4 protein-coding genes are annotated in these 26,682 nt (G+C 69.6%); all 4 read left to right on the top strand.

The genetic code is table 11. The annotated features are described in order from the left end of the window. Positions 1 to 162 precede the first annotated feature (162 nt). Genes AC3A6P_RS24930 through AC3A6P_RS24915 form a run of 4 tightly spaced genes read left to right on the top strand, consistent with a single transcriptional unit; the run spans position 163 to position 26,613 of the window. Complete coding sequence (locus tag AC3A6P_RS24930) at positions 163 to 402, top strand: MbtH family protein (RefSeq protein WP_487694617.1); 240 nt, start codon at positions 163 to 165, stop codon at positions 400 to 402. Beyond that, positions 399 to 2,090: an ABC transporter transmembrane domain-containing protein gene (locus AC3A6P_RS24925; protein WP_487694616.1), complete on the top strand. Its 1,692-nt coding sequence runs from the start codon at positions 399 to 401 to the stop codon at positions 2,088 to 2,090. The genes AC3A6P_RS24930 and AC3A6P_RS24925 overlap by 4 nt, the downstream gene beginning before the upstream one ends. Further along, a complete protein-coding gene (locus AC3A6P_RS24920) occupies positions 2,087 to 3,871 on the top strand; it encodes an ABC transporter ATP-binding protein (protein ID WP_487694615.1) in 1,785 nt (594 codons plus the stop codon). Before AC3A6P_RS24925 ends, AC3A6P_RS24920 begins: the two co-directional genes overlap by 4 nt. Before the next feature lie 50 nt (positions 3,872 to 3,921). After that, positions 3,922 to 26,613 carry a non-ribosomal peptide synthase/polyketide synthase gene (locus tag AC3A6P_RS24915; protein ID WP_487694614.1) on the top strand — a complete coding sequence of 7,564 codons (22,692 nt, stop codon included), beginning with the start codon at positions 3,922 to 3,924 and terminating at the stop codon, positions 26,611 to 26,613. Positions 26,614 to 26,682: the final 69 nt, after the last annotated feature.

The following is a 26,682-nucleotide window of genomic DNA, read 5'->3' as shown; positions in this document are numbered from 1 at the left end:
ACCTCCCAGCTTTTCCGCCCTGATTTATGGTTAGGCTTACCTTTGATAGCACGCCCCACCGGGGTGCACCATCACACGCCCGGAAGGGCCCTGACAGGCGAAGCGGCCGACCGTGTTTCGGCTGCCATCAGGCTGTGTCAGTCGAAGTTACGGAGGAAAGCGTTGTCTAGCAACCCTTTTGATGACCAAGACGGACGATTCTTCGTCCTCGTCAATGACGAGGAGCAGTATTCGCTGTGGCCGACGTTCGCAGACATCCCCGCCGGTTGGACGGTGGTCTTCGGGGGCGACGACGGTAGCGACCGGGAAAGCGCGCTGCGCTACGTCGACGAGAAGTGGACCGACATGCGTCCCCGCTCGCTACGTGAGAGCATGGCCGCCGACACCACCTCCCCGGCTTGAGCGCGACTGAACCGATCCGCTGGACCGGCGCAAAGGTCCTGCGCCGCACGGTGTCCCGTAATCTGCGCTGGCTTGCTCCTGGCTCAGGGCTGATCGCGGCACATCAGTTGTGCGAGGTGTCGGTGCCCGTGCTGATCGGCGTCATCGTCGACCGCGCGGTTGCCACCGGCAGTGTCGGCGCGATCACCGTCTGGATTGCCGTGCTGGCGGCCCTTTTTGTGCTGCTCACCGTCGTGTACCGGTTCGGAGCCCGATTGCTGATGTTCGCGATCGCACGCGAAGCGCACCTTCTCCGCATCGAACTGAGCCGAAAAATCCTGCATCCGCAGGGAATCCGTACGGATTTCCAGACCGGTGAGCTGCTGTCGATCTCCTCGACAGACGCCGACGAGACGTCGTATGTCCTGGACTACGTGCCCCGCGTGACCGGAGCGGTGGTCGCGACGATCGCCTGCGGTGTGGTGCTGCTGACCGTCGATCTCGAGCTCGGTCTCATGGTGCTGATCGGGGTGCCGATCGTGGTGGCCGGCCTGCAGTTGACCGCTCCGTTGATAGCCCGCAGAGTCGAGGATCAACAAGCGGCGGTCGGACGTGCGACCGCACTGGCAACAGATCTCATCAGTGGGCATCGCCCACTGGCGGGAATCGGCGCTCAGGGCAACGCCGCAGCACGCTACCGCGCAGCCAGCCGACGCTCGCTCGCGGCGGCGTTGCGGGCGGCACGCATTCAGAGTGTGCACGCCGGTGCCGCGGCGGCCGCCGGTGCACTGGCCGCCATGGCGGTGGCGGTCGCGGCCGCGTACTTCGCCATCCAGGGCAGCTTGTCGGTGGGGCAGCTGATCACCGTGATCGGGTTGGCGCAGTTCCTCATCGAACCCTTCTCGCTGCTGGCCATCGTGCCGAGTTGGGTGGCCGAGGCCCGTGCCTCGGCCAACCGGGTTGCCACCGTCTTGTCCTCGAGCACCCGGCACGGACCGCCGTCGGCCACCGCCGCGGCCACACCCGCGCCGCCGGGAACGCTCACCGTCGACGGCGCGCTGCCGATGTCGGTGCGGCCCGGTGAGTTCGTCGCGGTGCTGGCCTACGACCCGCGGGACGCGAACGCACTGATCGAGGTGCTGTCCGGACAGGTCCGGGATACCGGTACCGTCCGGGTCGGCGGGCAGGCCATCGACGCGCTGGCACCCGGTAAACGCCACCCGCATCTGCTGGTCGAACACCACCACAGCGACTTGTTCAGCGGCACACTGGAATCGAACCTGCACACCGGCGCGGTTCCCGATGCGCAGGTGGTCGCCGCCGCCCTCGAGGCGTCCTGCGCCGTCGACGTGGTGCACCTGCACCCCGACGGTCTGGCCCATCCGGTGGTGGAACGCGGCGCCAGCCTGTCCGGCGGCCAACGACAGCGATGGACGCTGGCGCGCGCCTTGGTTGCCGACCCCGACGTGCTGGTGCTCCACGACCCCACCACGGCGGTGGACGCCGTCACCGAACACGCCATCGCGGACGGGTTGCGCCGATTGCGCGGCCACACGGGCCGCACCACCGTGGTCTTCACCAGCAGCCCGGCCCTGCTCGCTGCCGCCGACCGGGTGGTGTTGATCGTCGACGGCCAGGTGCGTGCCGAAGGTGCCCACCACGAACTCGTGGACCGGCATGCCGATTACCGGGAGTTGGTGGTCCGGTGAGCGTGGGCGAATCCGTCACCGCGCCGGTGCTTCCGGTGGCCACTGCCGGTCGCACCGGCCGCTGGTTGGCCTCGGATCTGCGCGACCGCCGCGTCGGTGTCGCCACCGCGGCGCTGATCGGCCTGGGCGCGGCGGCCGCGTCGACCGTGCCGATCTACCTGCTGGGGTCGCTGGTCGACCGGGTGCGTGACGGAGACACGGCGGGCAGCCTCGTCGGCTTGGCGACGGTGATCGGTGTGACGGCCCTTCTCGGCGGGCTGGGTACCGGCCTGTCCACCTATCTCATCACCCGGCTCGGCGAGCAGACCGTGGCCGACCTGCGCGAGGACGTCCTGGACCGGGCCCTGCATCTGCCGGCGACGACGATCGAGGAGAGCGGTCGCGGTGACCTGCTGTCCCGGGTGGGCGCCGACGTGTCCACCGTGGCGAAGTCCGCCTCCGAGGTGTTACCGACGATTCTCAACGCGTTCTTCCTGGGCGTCGTGACACTCGTGGGTATGTCGAGCCTCGACTGGCGGCTGGGATTGGCCGGGGCACTGTGCATTCCGGCCTACGCCGCCGGCCTGTGGTGGTACCTGCCGCGGTCGGCACCGATGTACGCCGACGAACGGGTGGCCATCGCCGCTCGCGCACAGGTGACCGTCGAGTCCATCCAGGGCGCCAGGACCATCGACGCCTATGAGACCCACGAGCGGCACTACGGTGACATCGAACGGGCCTCGGGCCGGGCCCGCGATATCTCCATCGCGGTGTTCACCCTGTTCACCCGGCTCGTCGGGCGGGTCAACCGCGCCGAATTCATCGGTCTGGCAGCCACTCTGGTGGTGGGTTTCCTGTTGGTGAAATCCGGCAGTGTCACCGTCGGTCAGACCACGGCGGCCGCGCTGATGTTCCACCGGTTGTTCAATCCCATCGGCATGCTGATGTACACCTTCGACGAGGCGCAGGAGGCCGCCGCCAGCCTGGCCCGGCTGGTCGGTGTCCTCGACATGCACGCCGACGACCTGCGGATCACTGAGCCGCGCGCCGGCGGTACCGCGATCCCCACCGGTGCCGACGTGCGCGTCGACGGCGTGTCCTTCGCTTACGGCACCGGACCCGAGATCCTGCACGACGTTTCGCTGCACATCCCCGACGGCACCCGGTGTGCTCTGGTGGGTGCCACCGGCGCCGGAAAAACCACGTTGGCGGCGGTCATCGCCGGCCTGCTGACCCCGACCGCCGGACAGACCCGCATCGGTGGCGTCCCCATCGCCGAGATCGCCCCCGCCGAACTGCGCCGCTGGGTCGCCAGCATCACCCAGGAGGTCCACGTCTTCTCGGGGCCGCTGATCGACGACCTGCGACTGATCGCCCCCCAGGCCGACCGCGACGAGATCTGGTCGGCGCTGCATCGGGTCGGCGCCGGCGCATGGGTGCAAGCCCTCGACGACGGACTCGACACTCTGGTCGGCGAGCACGGCGTCACCCTGACCGCCGCACAGGCGCAGCACATCGCGATGGCCCGCCTGGTGCTGGCCGACCCCAGGGTCGTGGTGCTCGACGAGGCCACCGCCGAGGCGGGCAGCGCCCACGCCGGGGAGCTCGAAGCCGCCGCGGCCGCGGCCACCGAAGGCCGTACCACGTTGATCGTCGCGCACCGGCTCACTCAGGCCGCGACCGCCGATCAGATCGCCGTGATGGACGACGGACGGATCGTCGAGAACGGCACCCACACCGAACTGATCGCCCTCAACGGCCGCTACGCGCGGCTGTGGCGGGCCTGGAGCACGCCGACCTGAGGCGAGCTCCGCGCCCCCGAACCGAACATCGACCGAGAGGTTGCCCGAACGTGACCGCGAATTCGCTGGACATCGCCGAACTGCTCGAGGAATGGAACAACCACTCGACACCCGAGTGGACCTCGACGGTGCCCGAACTGTTCGCCGCCCAAGCCGCCGCCACCCCGGAAGCGGTGGCGGTGGCGCACGGGGCACGCAGTCTGACCTACCGCGAATTGAACCGGCGCGTAACACAACTGGCGCATGCGATCCGGACGGCCGACAGCAGGCAGGAAGCCGTGGTTGCCGTCGGCGTGCCGCGTTCGGCCGAGATGGTGGTGTGCGTGCTGGCCGCCATGGTGGCCGGCGCGGCGTTCGTGCCGCTGGATCCCGGCTGGCCCCAGCATCGCCGGGAACAGGTGCTGGCGGACTCAGGCGCAGTCGCAGCCCTGGTGGTCCCCGGCGACGACACCCACTGGGGGGTGCCGACGCTACCGGTGGACCTCGACGACTGGCGCCACGACGAGCACCCCGCCGAGGCGCCCGCGGTGATGGTGCAATCAGCACAACTCGCCTACGTCATCTTCACGTCGGGCTCCACCGGCAAGCCCAAGGGTGCGATGATCCGGCACGACGCCATCGCCGAACGTCTTGTCTGGCAACGTGATCAGATCCTGATGTTCGGCCGCGACGACGCGTCGCTGTTCAAGGCCCCGCTGTCGTTCGACATCTCGGTCAACGAGATCCTGCTGCCGCTGACCAGCGGCGGTCGCGTCGTCGTCGCCGACCCCGACGGTGAGAAGGACCCCGAGTACCTCCTCGAGCTGATCCGCGCCCAGCGGGTCACGTTCGTGTACCTGGTGTCATCGATGCTGGACACTCTGCTGGAACTCGACCGCCTGACCGTCAGCGGCGGCGCCCCCAGCGCGCTCGCGTCGCTGCGGCACGTCTGGTGCGGCGGTGAGGTGCTGACCCCCGGACTGTTCGGCCGGTTCCGCCGGCAGCTGACCACCACGCTGTATCACGGGTACGGACCGGCTGAGGCGACCATCGGTGTCTCACACGTGATCTACCGCGACAGCGCCGAGCGGATCGCGACGTCCATCGGCAGACCGAATCCGCACACCCAGCTCTACGTACTGGACGACGCACTGCGTCCCGTGCCACCCGGGGTGGGCGGTGAACTGTATGCCGCCGGGTTCCTGCTGGGTCGTGGCTACGTCAACGCACCCTCGTTGACCGCCTCCCGCTTCGTGGCCAACCCGTTCGATTCCCGCGGGTCACGTATGTATCGCACCGGTGACCTGGCCCGCTGGACCGAGGACGGCTCACTGGAGTTCCTGGGTCGCGCCGACAACCAGGTCAAGATCCGCGGCCGCCGGATCGAGCTGGAGGAAATCGAATCGCAGCTCGCCGACCACCCGTCGGTGCGCCAGGCCGTGGTGAACGTACACCGACACGGCGGCGCCGATCACCTGGTCGGCTACGTGGTGGCCGCCGACGGGGTGACCAACGATGCCGCGCTGCAACGGAACATCACCGACTGGGCCCGTTCCCGGCTGCCCGAGTACATGGTGCCCACCTGGCTGGTGGGCCTCGACCGGGTGCCGCTGACCGCCAACGGCAAGACCGACCGGCGGGCACTTCCCGCCCCCGAGGTGGCGCCGCGTTCGGCGGCGACCCCGCCGCGCACGCCGCGGGAGGCAGTACTGTGCCAGGCGTTCGCCGAGGCGCTGGACTCCGAAGCCGTCGGTGTCGACGACGACTTCTTCGCACTGGGCGGCGACAGCATCGTTGCCATCCGGGTGGTCAGCAAGCTGCGGGCGCACGGTTACACACTGCGGCCGCGGGACATGTTCACCCACCGCACCGCAGCAGCGCTGGCGCCGCTGCTCCACGACACCAGCGTCGCCTCCTCCGACACCCCCGCCGTCGAACCCACCGGGCCCGTCACCGCAACCCCGATCCTGCGATGGCTCGACGAGATCGCGGCCTCGGCATCCGGTTCCGTGCTCGACGGTTTCTATCAGGGCATGGCGCTTCTGACCCCGGCGGAGCTGGACGAGGAGGCACTGCGGACCGCGCTGGCCGCCGCACTGGCGCGCCACCCGCTGCTGTGGGCGTCAGCGCACGGGGACGCATCGGCACTGACCATCGCCTCCGCGCCGCCGGAGGTTGCGCTCACCGTCGTCGACGTGGCCACCGATCAGGACCTGGTGACCGCGCAGAGCGCGCTGCGCGACCGGGTGGTCGCGGCCCTGGATCCGGCAACAGGCGTCATGATCGGCTTCGGCTGGCTACGGCGCGGTTCGGCGCCGGGCCGGTTGGTGGTGATGGCACATCACATCGTCATGGACGGGGTGTCACTGCGCATCCTCGCCGACGACATCGCCCAGGCACATGACCGGGTGAGCGCGGGCCAGAGCGCAGCACTGCGGCCCGAGGAGACGTCGTGGCGGGCCTGGACACAGGGGCTCACCCAGGCGACGGCAGCGGGAGTGTTCGACGACGATCACGCCTACTGGCAGCAGACCTGCGCGGTGACCGAGACGCCTTGGGGCGACCGACCGCTCGATCCGGAGATCGACACCGTCGCCACCGAATCGAGGCTCACGGTCGAGGTGCCCCCGGCGGTCAGTGAGACCATCCTGACCGACATCCCGGACCGGATCCACGGGCACGTCAATGACGCCCTGGTGGCGGCGCTGTATCTCGCGCTGCGGCAGTGGCACGCCGACCGCGATCTCGAAGGTGCAGAGGTGCTGATCGAGATGGAGGGCCACGGCCGCGAGCCCCAGTACGCGGGAGACCCCGACCTGTCGTCGACCGTCGGCTGGTTCACCACGCTCTATCCGGTTGCCCTCCACGACGCCGATTTCGATTGGCGGGCTGCGCTTTCCGGAGACCACCAGCTCGGCGCTGCGGTCCGTTCGGTGAAAGACCAGCTGCGCCGGGTGCCTTCACACGGCCTGAGCTACGGTGCACTGCGCTATCTGCGGGGCCAGGACCTGACGGCCACCCCGCAGGTGCTGTTCAACTATCTCGGCCGTTTCGACACCACCGAGCGGCCGTGGGCGTTCGCCGGCGACGCCGTCCTCGAAGACCGCGACCCGAGCATGCCGTTGCCCCGCCTGCTCGAGGTGAACGCCGAAGCCGTCACCTCCACCGAGGGCGTCGTCCTGCGCGCAACGTTCAGCTGGCCCTGCGGTGTGCTCCCCGAGGCCGAGATCACCCGCCTGGCGAAGTTGTGGACCGAGGTGCTGACCGCGATCGCCCACAGCGATACCGTCGCCGGCCACAGCGTCACCGACTTCTCCCGGGTCTGCCTCACCACCGGCGACGTCACCGACTTGCAGCGGCGCTACCGCGGCCTACAGGACGTCACACCGCTCACCTCGACCCAGCAGGGCATCTACTTCCACTCCGGCTTCACCCGCAGCCACGATCCCTACGTGGTGCAGCAGATCGTCGACATCACCGGCCCGCTCGACCTCGCACGCTTCCAGCGCGCCACCGAGACCGTCGTGCACCGGCACCGCGCGCTGTCGGCGGCGTTCACCACACTGGGCGACGGCACCCCGGTGGCCGTGTACGCCGCGCCGGAACCCCCGGACTTCGACGTGGTGGATGCCCGCGGCCACACCGACCCGGATACCGTTGTGGCACAGCGTGCCTCGTATGAGCGTGACCGCCGGTTCGACCTGGCCCGTCCCCCGCTGACGCGGTACACCCTGGTCCGGCGCAGCGACGACGTCCACACCATGATCCAGACGGTGCATCACATCGTCGCGGACGGATGGTCGGTGCCGCTGGTGCTGGATGACCTGTTGACCGCCTACTCCGGCGCCGATTTCGCCGGCCCGGCCCCGCAGTTCATCCGCTTCACCGACTGGCAGAACGGCCGCAGCGAGGTCGACCGCGCCGCCGACCGGGCCGCTTGGACCCTGGCCTTGACCGGCTTCGACGGCCCCACCCGCCTGGCCGCCGCCGACGGGACTCGCGACAGCCGCTCCCCCGCACGAGGTTTCGGCCGCCGACGGGCCTCCGCCGGCGCCCGCCACACCGTGGCCGGAGCGGCGGCACGGGCTTCGGTGAGTGTCGGCACCTGGCTGCACACCGCATGGGGGCTCACCCTGGGGCGCCTGACGGGCAGCCACGACGTGGTGTTCGGCACCGTGGTCTCCGGCCGCGGCGCAGACCTACCCGGCATCGAATCGATGGTGGGCCTACTGGTCAACACCGTCCCCGTCCGCGTCCGGTGGTCCGCCGGCAACACCGCCGCAGAGGTCGCCGCGCGGCTGGCAGCCCTCGAGTCCGGCGTCGTGGAACACCACCACCTGCCGCTGGTGGAGGCACATCACATCGCCGGTGTCGACGAATTGTTCGATTCGCTGGTGGTCATCGAGAACCTCGGCGCCACAACGCACGTCGTCGCCGACCTCGCCCTCGGTGAGATCGACGTCATCGAAGCACCGCACTATCCGCTCACCATCATGATCGCCGTCCACGACACCGTCACCGTCACGGTGACCAACAACCGCGCGCAGATCAGCGACGACTTCGCGGATGCGGTGACGGCAGCATTCGTCCACCTGCTGACCACGGTGACCGAGGACCCGTCGGCCCGGTGCGCCGACCTGACGCTGACCAGTGCCGGCCGGGCAGCTCTGCCGCCGGTCGCCGCCGACGCCACGGTGACCGAACTGCTGGCCCGGGCCGCCGCCGCGCACTCCGAGGAGCCTGCCCTGGTGTGCGGGGACACCTCGATGACGTTCGCCGAATTGCGATCCCGCGCCGCCGCACTGGCCGCCCGGCTCATCGACGCCGGGGTGCAGCGCGGCGACATCGTCGCGCTGGCCCTGCCACGCACCGGCGACGCCGTGGCCGCCCTGTGGGCGACCATCATCACCGGCGCCGCCTACCTGCCCGTGGACCTTTCCTACCCGCGCGCCCGCATCGACTACATGCTTGCGCACGCGCGGCCCCGGGCCGTCGTCGTCGATGGGCAAGCTCTCGACCAAGGCCCCGTCGAACTGCCCGACCGGCTCCTCGGGCGGGCCGCGGTGGTCGACGTCCGTGACGTCGGCCGGGCCACGGACGCGATGCCCGAGGTCGAGCTCAGCCCCTGCGATGCGGTATCGGTGCTCTACACCTCCGGCTCCACCGGGGAGCCCAAAGCGGTGGTGGGAACCCATGGCGCCCTGGCCAACCGGTTGTCCTGGGCGGCGGCGCAGTGGCCGGCGGCCATCCGCCTGGCCAAGAGTTCGTTGGCCTTCATCGACGGCACCACAGAACTGCTGGGCGGTCTCATCGCCGGCGCGTGCACCGTACTTGCCGGGGACACCGAAGCCCGCGACGGCGGCTCGCTGGCTCAGCTGGTCCGCGACCATCAGGTGACCCAACTGCTGGCGGTGCCGTCACTGGCTGCGGTGTTGGCGCAGGAACGACCCGACGATGTGCGCAGCCTGGCCCGCTGGATCGTCAGCGGGGAGGCACTCGAGCCCGACCAACTGGCCCTGCTGCACCAGAGCTGCCCCCACGCCACGGTGGTGAATTCCTATGGCTCATCCGAGGTTACCGGGGACGTGCTCAGCGGTGAGCAGACCGGTGGTGTCACTCTGGGCACCGAGGTTCCCGGCGCAGGTGTGCACATCCTCGACCACACCCTGCGGGATCTTCCGGACGGGGTGATCGGCGAGATCTACGTGTCCGGGCACCAACTGGCGCGCGGTTATCTGGGCGCGCCCGGCCAGACCGCCGCCCGGTTCGTCGCGGCCCCCGGCGGCGGCCGGATGTACCGCACGGGCGATCTGGGTGCCCGGCTGCCCGACGGGCGGGTGGTCTTCGCCGGCCGCGCCGACAGCCAGGTGAAGGTGAACGGCCACCGCGTCGAGCCCGGTGAGATCGAGCGGGCGCTGACCCGCCGCGGTGACATCCGGGAAGCGGCGGTGGTGGGCACCGACACGGCGGTGGCCGCGTTCGTCGTCACCGACGCCGCCGAGCTCGACAGCGCACAGGTACGCAACGCACTGGCCGATGAGCTCCCCCGGCATCTGGTGCCCGCGGTGATCCACGTGGTCGAGTCGATTCCGCTGTTGCCCAACGGGAAACGCGATATCGCCGGGCTGCGAGCCCGGGCCGGTCAGGCGACGGTCACCACCGGCGAGGTGGTGGCGCCCGCCGACGACCTGCAACGGGTGATCGTCGAAGTGATGGCCGGTGTGCTGGACCGCGAGACCATCAGCGTCGACGCCGACTTCTTCGCCGCCGGCGGTGACAGCATCTCGGCTATCCGGGTGACCAGCAGGCTGGCCAGGGCGGGCGTGCGGGTCACCACCGAAGACGTGTTCCGGCGCCGCACCCCGGCCGGGCTGGCCGCCCTCATCGCCGCCACGCCGGCCGCCGGGGTGGCGGCCACAGACTCGGTGCCGCGGTTCGGAACAGCCCCGTTGTCGGCGAACACCCTGACGCGTCTGGCCGCCGACTCGGCAGTGGAAGACATCTGGGCCATGTCGCCCCTCCAACAGGGTGTCTACTACCAGAGCACACTGGCGGGTACCGCCGGCACCTATATCGCACAGAACACCTTCCACTTCGACCGGCGCATCGACATCGAGGCGATGCAGCGGGCCTTTGTGGCGCTGCTGCGACGCCACCCACAGCTGCGCGCCGGATTCCACACCGTCGACGACGGCGACTCCACCGCGTTGGTGCAGGTGATCCGCAGCCTCGACGACACCGACCCCGCCGTGCAGATCCGGGTGGTCGACGGCGACCACGGCACCGGTGCCGAAGACCGGGTGCGGCCTTTCGATCTGGAGCACCCGCCGCTGATGCGGGTGACGGTGATCCGGCTGCCCGACGGGCGGGACCGGATGCTGTTCACCTACCACTTCCTGCTCTTCGATGGCTGGTCACGGGAGCTGGTGCTGCGAGAACTGTTCGCGCTGTACAGCTCTGGGGGAACCGACGGTGCCGTGGCCCCACACGGAGATCTGGTGGTGGAGTACCTGGCCTGGCTGGGCGACGACCGGGGAGCCAAGGCCGTCGAAGCCACCGAGGCGTGGCGGGACCTGTTGTCCGGGCTGAGCGGCCCCTCGCTGGCCAGCGGAGTGGAACCGGGGCACCCCGACGCGGCTGCCGAGTCCGAGCCGGGCCGCGTCATCGTGCAGGTACCACGCGCGGTGACCGAGCGGCTGTACCGCTGCGCCAACGACCTCGGGGTGACCCTCAACGCCGTTGTCACCACCGCCGTCTCGCTCATCACCGGGTACCACGCCGGAACCACCGACGTCGTCATCGGCGCCACCGTCGCGGGCCGCCCCGGCGAACTGGCCGGGATCGACGAAACCATCGGGTTGTTCCTGAACACCGTGCCGGTGCGGCTGGCGCTCTCGCCCGCCGTCACCGCCGCGGAAGCCATGCGCGCCGTCAACGAACAACGCCTGACCATGATGCGCCACGACCATCTGGGCCTCGGCCAGATCCAGCGCGCCGCAGGCGAATCCGGGCGCGGCCTGTTCGACTCCCTGCTGGTGTTGCAGAACTTCCTCGACGACGACACGTTCACCGACCTGGAGGCCGAGCACGGCATCGTCGACGTCGACTACCACGACACCACACACTTCCCGCTGACGTGGGTGCTCACCCCCGGCGCCGAACTCACCGTCAAACTCGAATACCGGGTGATCGGTGCCGAACGCGCCCACGAGATGGTCGATCAGCTCCTGACCGTCCTGCAGACCATCGCCGAGGCACCGGCCACCGCGGCCGGGGCCGTCGATCTGCTCGGTGCTGCGCGCCGCGCCGAACTGGACACCCGTTGGGGCGCCACGACCCGGCCGGTCGAGCCGGTGACCATCGCCGAACTCCTCGCCAGGCAGGCGCAGCGCGAACCCGACGACATCGCCCTGGTGTTCGGCTCCCAGGAGCTGACCTACCGTGAGTTCGACCACCGGGTCACCCGATTCGCCAGGCATCTGCTGGCCAACGGCGCGGCACCGGAGACCTTTGTCGCCCTGGCACTGCCGCGCTCCCTGGACATGGTGGTGGCACTGTTCGCGGTCCTGCGCAGTGGCGCGGCGTACCTGCCGCTGGAACTCGACCTGCCGATGGACCGGCTACGCACCATCCTGGACGACGCGCGCCCCGTCCTGCTGGTCACCACCTCGGAGCAGACCGCACTGATCGACAGCGCGGGCCAATGCGGCGCCGCCGTGATCACCACCGACACCGCGGAGACCCGGACAACCGTCGCGGCGCTGCCGGACACCCCGCTCGCCGCCGGCGAACTCGGCACCTTTGCCACCAGCCGGCACCGGTCGCAACACCCCGCCTACCTGATCTACACCTCCGGGTCCACCGGCCGCCCCAAGGGAGTGCTCACCCCCTATGCGGGGCTGACGAACATGTACTTCAACCACCGGGAGGCGATCTTCGCCCCGGCCATCGCGAAGGCCGGTGGCCGCCGGTTGCGCATCGCGCACACGGTGTCGTTCTCCTTCGACATGTCCTGGGAGGAACTGTTCTGGCTCGTCGAAGGCCACCGCGTGCACATCTGCGACGAGGAACTGCGCCGCGACGCGCCCGCACTGGTCGAGTACTGCCACCGGCACCGGATCGACGTCATCAACGTGACGCCCAGCTACGCGCATCATCTGCTGGAGGCCGGCCTCCTGGATGAGACCGCCGACAGGCATCCGCCGGTTCTGGTGCTCCTGGGTGGTGAAGCCGTCAGCGAGCTGGTCTGGAGAACTCTGCGGGACCACCCGTCGTCGGCGGGCTACAACCTCTACGGCCCCACGGAGTACACCATCAACACCCTGGGCGGCGGCACCGCGGACAGTGCCACACCCACGGTGGGACAGCCGATCTGGAACACCCGGGGCTACATCCTCGACGCCGCCCTGCGACCTGTCCCCGACGGCGCCACCGGCGAGCTCTACATCGCCGGAACGGGTCTGGCCCGCGGTTATCACCACCGGCCTGGGCAGACCGCCACCGCGATGGTGGCCGACCCGTACGTGCCCGGCGGCCGGATGTACCGCACCGGCGACCTGGTGTGCTTGCGTGACGACGGGCAGCTGGACTTCCTGGGCCGCGCCGACGACCAGGTGAAGATCCGCGGTTACCGGATCGAACTCGGGGAGATCGAGTCGGTGCTGAGCACCGCACCGGGGGTGGCCCGGTGTGCGGTCGTGGTGCGAAGCACGGGCGCCACCCCACCGGTGAAAACGCTGGCCGCCTACGTCATTGCCTCCACCGAGCCCGCAGATCACCGCGAGTTCATTCTGGGACTGCGAGACCACCTGGCAGCGGCACTGCCGGGATACATGGTTCCGGCCCGGTTCGGTGTGGTCGACGCGTTGCCGCTGACCATCAACGGCAAGCTCGACGTCGCTGCGCTGCCCGAGCCTGTGGCGGCCAACCGCGGTGAAACCCGGGCCGCGCGTAACCCTCGGGAAGAGATCCTGCTCGAGGTGGTTGCCGGAGTCCTCGGTCTGAACCGTGCCGATATCGGCGTCGACGACGACTTCTTCGCACTCGGTGGTGACAGCATCTCGTCGATCTCGGTGTGCGGGCGCGCCCGCAAGGCGGGCCTGCACCTGACACCTCGCGAGGTGTTCCGCCGCCGGAGCATCGCGGCGCTGGCGTCGGTCGCCGGTGTGGCGGTAGAGGCCGGCACCCGGCAAGACACCGGCGTCGGGGCCATCACCACCACCCCGATGCTCGCCGAAACCGAGCAGGCCGGAACACCGCTGTCGAACTTCTACCAGGCGATGGTGCTCACGACGCCACGCGGAATCACCACCGATCAGCTGCAACTCGTGCTCCGGTCCGTCGTCGCCACGCACGGCATGCTGCGCGCCCGGCTGGATCGCAGCGCCGACCGCTGGACGCTGACCGTGCCTGAACCCGGCCAAACGTCCCCGCTGCTGACCCGTCACCACGGTGTGCCGGCAGCCGGCGACATCGACGCCGCGACCGCTGCCGCAGCCGCCGAACTGGTCCCGGAGCACGGCGTGATGGTGCGCGCGGTCTGGTACGACAGCCCGGGTTCGACCGGGCAGCTTCTGCTGGTGGTCCACCACCTGGTAGTCGACGGTGTGTCATGGCGGATTCTCGGTGAAGACCTGGCCCGCGCCTGGGCGGCCGTCGCCGCCGGCCGGCCCGTCCAGCTCGATGATGTCCCGACGTCGTTTCGCACCTGGTCACACGCGCTCGCCCAGCTCGATTTCAGCGAGGAAGCGGCGTACTGGAACTCGATCCTGTCCACTGAAGACCCCGACCTGGGCCGGCGCCCGCTCGATCCTGCGGTCGACCTCGCCGAAACCGTACGCACTCACCGCTTTTCGCTACCCGCCGATGTCAGCTCGGCGCTGCTGTCGGCGGTACCCGCCGCGCTGCACGGCGGTGTCAACGACGTGCTGCTGACCGCCTTCTCGCTGGCCCTGGCACAGTGGCGGGCCGATCGCGGGTACCCGCAGGCCCGGGCGGCGCTGCTCAACCTCGAAGGCCACGGCCGCGAAGCCGACCTGCTCCCCGGCGACCTGGATCTGTCCCGCACCATCGGCTGGTTCACCTCGATCTACCCGGTTCGCCTCGATCCGGGACAGCTGAGCTGGCCGCAGGTACTCGCAGGCGGCGAGCCGCTGGCTGCGGCGGCGAAGGCGGTCAAGGAACAGCTGCGGGCCACGCCGCGTCGCGGGCTTGGTTTCGGGGCGCTGCGTCACCTCGATGGGTCGGTGCACGGCACTGCACCGCAGATCCTCTTCAACTACCTGGGCCGGTTCGCCGGCGGCGGCGGTGCCGACTGGGAGCCGGTGGCGCACACCGGGGCGCTGCGTGAAGGGGTGGACCCGGCGAATCCCGCTGTGGCACTGGAGATCAACGCGCTGGCCGAGGACCGTCCCGAAGGCACCGTGCTGAGCGCCACCCTGGCCTGGCCCGGCGGGCTGCTCGAGGCCACCGACATCACCGCGCTGGCCCAGCTGTGGGCCGAAGCGCTGACCGCGTTGACCCGCTGCACGGCACTGCGCGGGCACACCCCATCGGATTTCCCGCTGATCGAGCTCACCCAGGCCGATCTGGACGACTGGGAACAGACCGACACCGTCGAGGAGATACTGCCGCTGCTGCCGCTGCAGGAGGGCATGTACTTCCACAATGTGCTGGGCGCCGGGGTCGAGGGCTACCAGGACACCTACCGGGTTCAGCAGATCGCCGAGCTCACCGGGACCGTCGACGCCCTCCGGCTGCGCGACAGTGTTCAAGCGGTGCTGCACCGGCACCAGGGGTTGCGCGCCGGGTTCCTCGAACGCCGTGACGGCCGGCTGGCGCAGGTGATCTGGGCACAGGTCCCCGTCGACGTCGACGTGATCGACATCAGCGCCCGTCCTCAGGATCTGAACGTGATTGCCCAGAGGGAACTCTCGCGTCCCTTCGAGCTGTCCCGGCCGCCGCTGCTGCGGTACACCCTGGTGACCCTGTCCCCCGGCCGGCACCGGCTGATCCAGACCATGCACCATATCGTCGCCGACGGCTGGTCCTACCCGGTGATTTTTGGCGACATCGTGGCGCACTACAACGCGGCGGTGACGGGCAGCAGCGGACCGGCACCGCTGACGGTCACCCTGCGCGACCACATCGAGTCGGTGACCTCCGCCGACCCCGACATCGCGCACCAGGTGTGGTCGAGCGCACTGGCCGGCGTCGAGCCCACCAAGCTCTTCCCCGCCGGGTCCGCGGCGGTGGGCGAACACCGCAGCTGCGTGAAGCGGTTGTCCCCCGAGCTGACGGGTGCCCTCACCGACACCGCACGCGAGCACGGGCTGACGGTGAGCAATGTCCTGCACGGGGCGTGGGGACTGTTGCTGGGGCGGATGACCGGGCGCCGCAAGGTGGTGTTCGGGTCGACGGTCTCCGGGCGCGGCGGTGACCTCGCCGGTACCGAGACGCTGGTGGGGCTGCTGATCAACACCATTCCGGTGCCGATGTCGTGGGACACGCACACGCCCCTCGTGACGGCGTTCACCGACCTGCAGGATCAGCAGTCCACCCTGCTCGATGCCCAGCACGTGGGCCTGGCCGAATTGGCGCGGCTCACCGGTGTGCGTGACCTCTTCGACACGATGGTGGTGGTGGAGAACTTCCCCACCCGGCCCGGCGAGACCCACGCCCACCCGGATCTGCTGAGCTATCACGGCTTCACCGGTACCGACTCTCCGCACTACCCGGTGTCTTTCGTGGCTTATCTCGATGACCGGCTGACCGTGGAGATCAAGTACAACGCCGCCGTGGTCACCGACGGCGAGGCGGAGTTGTTCACCCAGCGCATCGAGCAGGTGCTCCACGCGTTCGTCGAGCAGCCGGGACAGCCGGTGGGCGGTCTCGACATCCGCACCCCCGGAGAGCGGGCGCAGCAGGGGGCCGCGACATCGCGGCCGGGCCCCGAGCGCACCCTCGCCGAGGCCTTCACCGCGTCGGTGCGTCAGTGGCCCGATGCGGTGGCGGTGCGCTGCGGTGCCGACCAGCTGACCTACGTCGAACTCGAGGACCGGGCCACGGCCGTGGCCGCCGAACTGATCCGCCGCGGGGTCGGCCCGGAGACACGTGTCGCGGTGGCGATCCCACGCTCGGTCGACCTCATCGTCGGATTGCTCGCGGTGATCAAAGCCGGTGGTACCTATGTGCCCATCGACGTGGACTCACCGGCGGCCCGGCTGCAGCACATCCTCGCCGACTCGGCACCGGTGTGTGTGCTGGTGGACAAGCCGGGTTGGCGCGCCGGCCAGACATCGGAAGTGGTGCTGTCCGAGGTTCTTCCGGCCACCGGCCCGCTGCCCGAGACCGCGTTGACCGCCGACCACGGTGCCTACGTCATCTACACCTCCGGCTCCACCGGTGTGCCCAAGGGGGTGACGGTGACACACCGCGATGTGGCCGCCCTGTTCCGCGGGGTCACCGAGAGCCCGGACCCGTTGTTCTCCTTCGGGGCCGGTGATGTGTGGACGATGTTCCACTCGGCCGCGTTCGATTTCTCCGTGTGGGAACTGTGGGGTCCGCTGTTGCACGGTGGACGGCTGGTGGTGGTGGAACAGTCCGTCGCCCGCGACCCGGAACGCTTCCTGGACCTCCTGGCCCGCGAACACGTGACCGTGCTGAGCCAGACCCCGTCGGCGTTCTACCCACTGATCGAAGCCGACCGCAGCCGGCAACCGGATCTGGCGCTGCGCTACGTCGTGTTCGGCGGCGAAGCACTCGACACCACCCGACTGGCGCGCTGGTACGAGCGGCACACCGCGCAGGCGCCGGTGCTGGTGAACATGTACGGCATCACCGAGACCTGTGTGCACGTGTCCCACCGGCCGATCGCAGTCCAGGACACCGCCCGCACCGACAGCGTGATCGGCGCACCTATCCCCGGTCTGCGGATCCACCTGCTCGATGACACCCTGCACCCGGTGCCCGTCGGCGTGGTCGGCGAAATCTACGTCGCCGGAGGGCAGCTCGCCCGCGGGTATCTGCACAAACCCGCTCTGACGGCGACCCGGTTCGTGGCCAACCCGTTCGACGCCGCCGGCGAGCGGCTCTACCGCAGCGGTGACACGGCGATGTGGACCCACACCGGTGACCTCGTCTACGTCGGGCGTTCCGACGACCAGGTCAAAGTGCGCGGGTACCGCATCGAACTCGGTGAGGTGGAATCCGCGCTGGCCGCGGCGCCCGGTGTCACCAATGCGGCCGCCGCGGTCCGTCAGGACCCCACCGGCCGGGCCCGGTTGATCGGCTACCTGGTGGGAACCGTCGACATCGCCGCTGTGCGTGCCCATCTCGCGCAGCGCCTACCCGATTACATGGCACCCGCGGCATTCGTCGTGATGGACCAGTTGCCGTTGACACTCAATGGCAAGCTGGACCGCTCCGCGCTGCCCGAACCGGTGGAGACGCCGCAGGCCACCCCGGCGACGGACCAGGGTGCGGCAGCACAACTGGCCGCACTGTGCAGCGAGATCCTGCGCACCGATGTCGGGGTCGACGACGATTTCTTCGGCGCCGGCGGTGACAGCATCGTCGCCATCCAGCTCGTCAACCGGGCTCGACGCCTCGGCATACAGATCACACCGCAGGACGTCTTCACCCACCGGACACCGGCCGCGCTGGCTCTCCTGTCCGCGGCGGGTGCGACCGTGCCGGGGGAACCCTCCAACGACACCGGGCAGGACAACGGCGAGGTGATGCTCACCCCGATCGTGCACCGGCTGTCCGAACTCGGGGGGACCGTCACGCGGCTCAACCAGTCCGAACTGTTGCGCACCCCGGCGGGTGCCAGCCTGGAGCACCTCGAGGCGGCGCTGACCGCCGTGGTGCACCGCCACGACGGGTTACGGCTACAACTGCACCGCCCCGCGCCGATGTTGTGGTCACTGGAAATCACTGCCGCACAACCATTGTCGATGGTGCGGGTAGACGCCTTGGCGGCCGACGACAACCGACTGCGAGAACTCATCGGCGTGCATTCGGAGCAGGCCGTCGCACGGCTGGACCCCGACACCGGGGCCATGGTCCAGGCGGTCTGGTTCGACCGCGGTGCCCACCAACAGGGCCGGCTCCTGCTGGTGGTGCACCACCTCGCCGTGGACGCCGTCTCCTGGCAGATCCTGGCTGACGATCTGCACGAGGCCTACACCCAGGTCGCGGCCGGCCGCCCACCGGTATTGGCCGCGGTGCCGACCTCCCTGCGTGCCCATGCCAGGGCGGTCCACGAGAACGCCCAGCAGGCAACGCGTCTGGCGGAGTTCGAACACTGGACCTCGACGCTGGCACCGGGCGCAGAACTGATTCCGGAGGCGATGCCGGTCGGACTGACCGTCGGCGCCACCCGTGACCACGAGGTACGGCTGACCGTCGCCGAAACCCGGCCGCTGCTGACAGCGGTTCCGGCGATGGCGAACGCCGACGTGACCGAGGTGCTGGTGACCGCGGTGCAGCTGGCGGTGCGGCGCTGGCGGCTCGGTCGAGGCGCACCGGCCGAGGCGCTGGTGCTGGACCTCGAGCGGCACGGCCGCGATGGCTGGCCGGATCTGGAATTGTCCCGCACCGTTGGATGGTTCACCGCGATCGCGCCGGTGCGACTGTCTGCCAATCACACCGATGACCACCTCGGCGCGCTGAAATCCGTCAAGGAGACGCTGCGCGCCGTACCCGACGGGGGTCTCGGCTTCGGCCAGCTTCGGTACTGCAATCCCCGCACCGCCGCGGCCCTGGGCCGGATGCCCGCGCCCCAACTGCTGTTCAACTACCTGGGTCGGTCGCAGGTCGACTCCGGCCGGGACTGGGCCGCCGCTCCCGAGGTCACGGCGCTGCGGGTGGCACCCGACCCCGACCTGGGCACCCCCTACCTGCTGGAGATCAACGCCTACACCGCGGACACCGCAGCCGGGCCTCGGCTGCACGCCACGTTCACCTACGCCGACGGGGAGCTCTCCGGTGACGACATCGCGGCGTTGGCCGACACCTGGACCGAGGTGCTCCGAGAACTCGGCCGACACGCCGCTGACACCACCACATCGGCGGCCGCGCTGACGCCCTCGGACCTGCCGCTGGTGAACCTGACCCAGGATCAGATCGACACGGTGTGCGCGTCGACCGAACACGCCGTCTCGACCATCTGGCCGCTGTCACCGCTGCAGGAAGGGGTGTACTTCCAAGCGCGGTACTCCGACGCGGCGGTGTACATCGTGCAGAACGTCTTCGATTTCGCCGACCCGCTCGACGTGGCCGCGCTGCGCAGTGCCTACCGCACCGTGATGGCACGAAACCCGGTGTTGCGCGCCGGCTTCCACGCCGACGACCTGGCCGCACCGGTGGCCGTCATCGCCGCCGACCCGGTCTGCGAACCCGAGGTCGTCGACCTGACCGGTCTCGACGATGACGAGTTGGCCCGCCGGGTCGAGGAACTGACCGCCGAGGACCGGCTGCGCACTTTCGACCTCGACCGGCCTCCGCTGGCCCGTTTCACGGTGCTGCGCACTGCCGGCCATGACCGGCTGATCTTCAGCTACCACTTCCTGTTGCTCGACGGCTGGTCCCGAGAGCAGCTGCTGCGTGAATTGTTCACCGAGTACACCGCGGCTCGCACCGGCCGAAGCGCCGAATCAGTGCCTCCTGGTGCGGGTTTCGATGATTATCTGCGGTGGCTGGCGATCCGGGACCGGGAGGCGTCGGCACGTGTGTGGGCCCGGCACCTCGGCGATCTGGACGCCCCGACGCTGCTGGTTCCCGAGGCGGTGGGCACCGCGCCGACGCTGGCGCGGCGGCTGGAGTTCACCTTGACCGCCGAGCAGACCACGCAGCTGGGCCACCAGGCACGCACTGCCGGTGTGACGCTCAACGCGGTGATCAGCACCGCGCTGGCGCTGGTGCTGGGGTACGAGACCGGCCGCGACGACGTGGTGTTCGGTTCCACGGTTGCCGGGCGGCCCACCGAGATCGACGGGATCGACGCCGTGATCGGGCTGTTCCTCAACACCGTGCCCACCCGGGTTCGTCTGGCGGCGAACCGGTCACTGCCCGACACCATGCGCGGTGTGCAGGAGCAGCGGCTCGAGTTGATGGACCACGAGTATCTCGGGTTGGGCGACATTCAGCGGGCGCTGGCCGCCGACCACCGTGACAACGGCGCGCTTTCCGGGGGCGGGCCACTGTTCGACAGCCTGTACGTGCTGCAGAACTTCCTCGATGACGACACCTTCACCGATATGGAAGCCGAGCACGGCATCCTCGGCCACGATTCCATCGACGCGTCGCACTACCCGTTGACCTGGGTGGCGTCGCCCGGCCGACGGCTGTGGGTCAAGTTGGAGTACCGGCCCGATGTGGTGCAGCAAGCCCACGCCGCGCGGCTGCTGGACCGGCTGAAGCAGGTGCTGCTGTACATCGGCGGCACACACGAGTGCAGCGACCCGCTGGCGGCGGTGCCCCTTGCGCTCGTCGACGAGGAAGCCCAACTGGTGGTGCGCGGCGAATCGACCCGACACCACCTGCCCGACGCGACGGTCATGGACCTGCTCGCCGAGCGCGCCGCGGAATCGGCGGCCCAGACGGCACTGGTCTGCGGTGGCGACAGCGTGGACTACGCCGAGCTGGACCGCCGCACCAATCGGCTGGCCTGGCTGTTGCGCGAATGCGGTCGCACCGCGGAAACCACCGTGGCGCTGGCCGTTCCACGCTCTATCACCGCTGTGGTGGCGCTGTTCGCCACGCTGCGGGCCGGCGCGGCGTACCTACCCCTGGAGCTGGACTACCCCGACGAGCGGCTGGCGGTGATGCTGGCCGACGCCGGGCCGTCGTACCTGCTGACCACCGCGGCGGTGGCCGAGCGCATCGCAGGCCTGGTCCCCGAGGGGTGCACACTGCTGGTGCTCGACAGTCCCGAGGTGACCGTGCGGCTGCGGGCCGCGCGGTCGGACTGGGACGGGTTCTCGGCGCGGCTCGACGATCCGGCATACGTGATCTACACGTCGGGATCGACCGGCCGACCGAAGGGTGTGGTGACCGCCCACCGCGGGCTCACCAACATGCACCTCAACCACCGCGAGGCCATCTTCGGCCCGGCGATCGCGAAAGCCGGCGGACGCCGGCTGCGCATCGCACACACCGTGTCGTTCTCGTTCGACATGTCCTGGGAAGAACTGCTGTGGCTCATCGAGGGCCATGAGGTGCACATCTGTGACGAGAACCTGCGCCGCGACGGCACCGCGCTGGTCGCGTACTGCCACCGGCACCAGATCGACGTCATCAACGTCACCCCCACCTACGCCGCCCTGCTGTTCGAGCAGGGACTGCTCGCATCCGGAGACCACGCGCCGGTGCTGGTCCTGCTCGGCGGTGAAGCGGTGTCGAACACGGTGTGGGAACGGCTGCGCGACAGCCGGACCAGCTACGGCTACAACCTGTACGGCCCGACCGAGTACACCATCAACACCCTCGGCGGCGGCACCGACGACAGCAGCTCCCCCACTGTGGGACAACCGATCTGGAACACCGAGGCCCACATTCTCGACGGCTGGCTGCGGCCGGTGCCCGACGGTGTGCCCGGCGAGCTGTACATCGCCGGAGCCGGTCTGGCCCGCGGCTACCTGGGTCAGGCCGGCCTCACCGCCGGCCGTTTCGTGGCCAACCCGTTCAGCGCCGAGCACCGGATGTACCGCACCGGTGACCTGGTGCTGCGGCGGCCCGATGGCAACCTGGACTTCCTGGGCCGCACCGACGACCAGGTGAAGATCCGCGGCTACCGCGTCGAACCGGGTGATGTGGAAACAGTGCTCGCCGAGCACCCGGACGTGGCCCAGGCCGCGGTGATCGCGCGACCCGACCCCAGCACGCCGGGCTCGCACCGACTGGTCGGCTACGTCGTGGCCGCCACAGACGCCGCAGAAGCCGCCGACCTGCTCACCGACATCCGGGGCCATCTGACGGCGAACCTGCCCGCATACATGGTGCCCTCGGCCCTCGCGGTGCTCGACGCGCTGCCGTTGACCGACAACGGCAAACTCGACGTGCGAGCACTACCCGAGGTCGACGCGGCGCGGCGGCAACACAGCCGGGCACCACGCACGCCCGAGGAGGAGACGCTGTGTGAGCTGTTCACGGAAATTCTCGGCGTCCCCGCGGTCGGGGCCGAGGATGACTTCTTCGACCTGGGCGGGCACTCCCTGGCGACGATCCGGCTGATCAACCGTATCCGCGCGGTGCTGGGCGTCGAGCTGTCCCTGCGCGACGTCTTCGACGCCCGGACGGTGGCCGAACTCGCGACCCTGATGCAGTCGCACGCCGGGACCGGGCAGCCGCCCCGCCCGGAATTGGTGGCCATGCCACGGCCCGGGCTGATCCCGGCCGCACCGGCGCAGGCGCGGCTGCTGGTCCTGGACCGTCTCGGCCAAACCGGTGTGGCGTACAACTATCCGCTGGCGTTCCGCGTGACGGGCGGTCTGGATGTCGCGGCGCTGACGACCGCGCTGACGGATGTGGCGGACCGGCACGAGGTTCTGCGCACGGTGTTCACCGAATGTGACGGTGCGCTGTTCCAGCACATCCTGCCGCCCGGCACCCGGCCCGATGTGCAGTTCGCCGAGTGCGCGGCGCACCAGCTCGACGAACGGATCGCCGCGGCCGCGGCCCACCGGTTCGATCTCAGCGCCGAGATCCCGCTTCGGGCACACATATTCGAGACGGCCCCGCAGGATCACACGGTGCTGCTGGTGCTGCACCACATCGCCACCGACGAGTGGTCCGACGGCCCCTTCCTGGCCGACCTCGACCGCACATACCGTGCGCGCAGTGCGGGGGCCGACCCGGCGTTGGCCCCGCTGGACGTCCAGTACGCCGACTACACGCTGTGGCAGCAGGAGCTGCTCGGGGTGGTCGGTGACGCGCATCTGCAATTCTGGCGCGACACCCTGGCCGGTGCGCCTGACGAGGTGACGCTGCCCGCCGACCGGCCCCGGCCGGCCCGTCCCAGCGGTGCGGGCGGCGCGGTGCACATCGAGGTGCCCGCCGAGGTCGCCGACGGGGTGCGCAGGTTGGCGGCGCAGCGGCAGATCAGCTCGCTGATGGTGCTGCACGCCGCCGTCGCGGTGCTGCTGCACAGGCTGGGCGCCGGGGACGACATCGTGGTGGGCACACCGGTTGCCGGACGTGACGAAAGCGCGTTGAACGAGGTCGTCGGCTTCTTCGTCAACACGGTGGTGCTGCGAATCGACCTGTCCGGCAACCCATCTGTCGAGGAACTACTGGGCCGGGTCCGCGCCACGGATCTGGCGGCTTTCGCTCATCAGGATCTGCCGTTCGAGCATGTGGTCGAGGCGCTCAACCCACCTCGGGTCGCCGGACGCAACCCTCTGTTCAACGTCTTCGTCGGCTCGCACCGCCGCGACGGCACGCCAACCCAGATGTTCGGCCTGCCCACACAGTGGCTGGAACCACCCGTCGAGGCGGCGATGTTCGATCTGGGCTTCACGCTGATCGAGGGGCCTGCGGGCAGCACCGCCTCGGTGATGGCTGAGTTCAGCAGCGACCTGTTCGACGAATCCACGGTGGCGACACTGGCGCGACGGTTGGTGTCCACGCTGAGGCAGCTCGCCGCCGCGCCCGGCCAACACATCGCAGCCGTCGACCTCCTGCTCGACGACGAACCCGCCACGCCGGCAGACAAACCCACTGACCATGACGTCGAGCACACCGACTTGGCCTCGGGTGTCACGGGACAGGCCGGCCGGACGCCGGACGCCACCGCGGTGCTCTTCGAGGATCAACACCTCACCTATGCGGAATTGGATCGCTGGTCGGATCAGTTGGCGGCTCGGCTGGCCGCCCTGGGTGCGGCAGCCGGCGATGTGGTCGGGGTGTCCTTGCCGCGGTCGGTGGAACTCGTGGTCGCCTTGGTGGCGGTCGCCAAGACCGGGGCAGCGTTCCTGCCGCTGGATCCGGAGTATCCGCCGGAGCGGCTGTCCTACATGGTCGAGGACACCCGGCCCGTCATGGTGCTCGATGACATGGCTGCGGTGCGTGCGTTACGGGACGGCACCGCACCGCCGTTGGACCGGCCTGTCGACCCGGCGGGTTGGGCCTATGTGCTCTACACCTCCGGTTCCACCGGTCGTCCCAAAGGGGTGGCGGTACCGCACACCGGTATCACCAACCGGATCGCGTGGTTGCAGCACGCCTATCCGTTGACCGGCGAGGACCGGATGTTGGTCAAGACCCCGATCAGCTTCGACACCTCGGTGTGGGAGGTGTTCTGGCCGCTCGGGGTGGGCGCGACGCTGGTGGTGGCCCGGCCCGGCGGCCATCGCGATCCCCGTTATCTGGCGGATGTGATTGCGGCACACCGGGTCACCGCGGTGGATTTTGTGCCGTCGATGCTGGAGCTGTTCCTCGAGGAGGCAGCGACGGAGCAGTGCGCGTCGCTGACCCGGGTGACCGTTGGCGGCGAAGCGCTGTCCACCGAGTTGGCCACCCGCTTCGCCGCCGCCTTCGGTTCCGCGGTGCCGCTGCACAACCTGTACGGCCCCACCGAGGCGTCGGTGGACGTGCTCGGCTGGACGGCCGACGGTGGCCCGGTCGCACTCGGCGAGCCCGGCTGGAATGTCGCTGTCCATGTGCTCGATCAGTACCTGCGGCCGGTGCCGGTCGGTGCGCCCGGGGAGCTCTATCTCGGCGGTGTCCAGCTGGCGCACGGGTATCTCAACCGCGCCGGTCTGACCGCGGAGCGATTTGTCGCCAGCCCATTCGATGCCGGGGCGCGGCTGTACCGGACCGGCGATGTGGTGCGGTGGCGGACCGACGGGCAGCTGGAATACCGGGGTCGGTCCGATGATCAGATCAAGCTGCGCGGCGTGCGTATCGAACCCGCGGAGATCGAGGCGGTGCTGGCCGCACATCCCGCGGTGGCCTCGGCCCGGGTGGTGGCCCGCGCGGGCCGGTTGGTGGCGTACTACGTTGCGGCCGAGCGGTCGCAGCCTGACCCGGCTGCGGAGTTGCGCCGGCACGCCGGGGCGGCTCTGCCGAGCCACATGGTGCCGTCGGGGTATGTCCTGGTCTCGGAGTTTCCCCTGACCCCCAGCGGCAAGCTGGACCGCAACGCCCTTCCCGCACCCGAATCCGGCGGTGCCACCGGAACACCTCCCACGACGGAGCGGCAACGGCAGTTGTGTGCGCTGTTCTCCTCGGTGCTCGGGGTGGAGGTCACCGGCATCGATGCCGACTTCTTTACACTCGGCGGGCACTCGTTGCTGCTGGTGCGCCTGGCGGCAGCGCTGCGGCGGGAATTCGGTATCGACGTGGCGGTGGCGGATCTGATGGTGGCCTCGACGGTGCGCGATGTCGACCGCCGGATGGCCGCCGGTGGAGAGCACAGCGGCGCCAGCCTGGCACCGGTACTGCCGTTGCGCGACAGCGGCACCGAGGCGCCGCTGTTCTGTGTCCACCCGGCCAGTGGACTCAGCTGGCAGTTCGCCGGGCTCAAACGCTTTCTGCCGGCGAATGTTCCGCTGTACGGGCTGCAATCGCCGGTGTTCAGCGGAGCGGCGCTGCCGGACACCATCGGCGAGCTGGCGGCCGACTACGCCGACCGGGTGGGCGAGACGGCGCCGACGGGTCCGGTCCGGCTGCTCGGTTGGTCCTTCGGTGGGGCGCTGGCCGTACTGATCGCCCAGGAACTCACCAGGCGCGGCCGCGACGTCAGCTGGGTCGGCATGCTGGACGCCCGGACCGACGTCGCCGACGATCCCGGAGCCGCGTTCGATCCCGACGCGGTGCTGGCCGGCCTGCTGCGGGAGATGGGTTTCGCCGTCGACGTCGGGGACCGGATCTCGGTGGCCGAGGCGGTGGCGCTGGTGCGCGCCGACGATGACGCGATCGGCGTACTCGACGACCGGCAGATCGCTCAGGTGATCGAGAATTACGTTTCGGCGGAACGCTTCACGGCGTCGGCTCGATACGGACGCTACGGCGGCGACGTCTTCTTCGTCGACGCCACCGTGCTCGAGATGGACTTGCACGGCGTCGCGTCACAGTGCTGGCAGGACCACCTCACGGGCCGGGTGCGGGTGGTTCCGCTGGACTGCCGGCATTCCGAGTTGATGGATCAGACCACCCTCGAATCACTCGGACCGCTGATCGCCGAGGAACTGGCGGGCGGACACCAGAACCAAGGAGGATCGCCCGATCGGCTCACAGCAAGTTCGCAGGAAACTGACTGAGCCGCAACGTATTCGACAATCCGCGCAGGCGAGAACGGAACGTCTTGCGGGAAAGCGGAAATAGGTTAG

Source organism: Mycobacterium sp. Soil_C_30 (assembly GCF_057656995.1).
The sequence above is the reverse complement of the archived record's forward strand: the minus strand, read 5'-3'. Positions and strand labels throughout refer to the sequence as shown.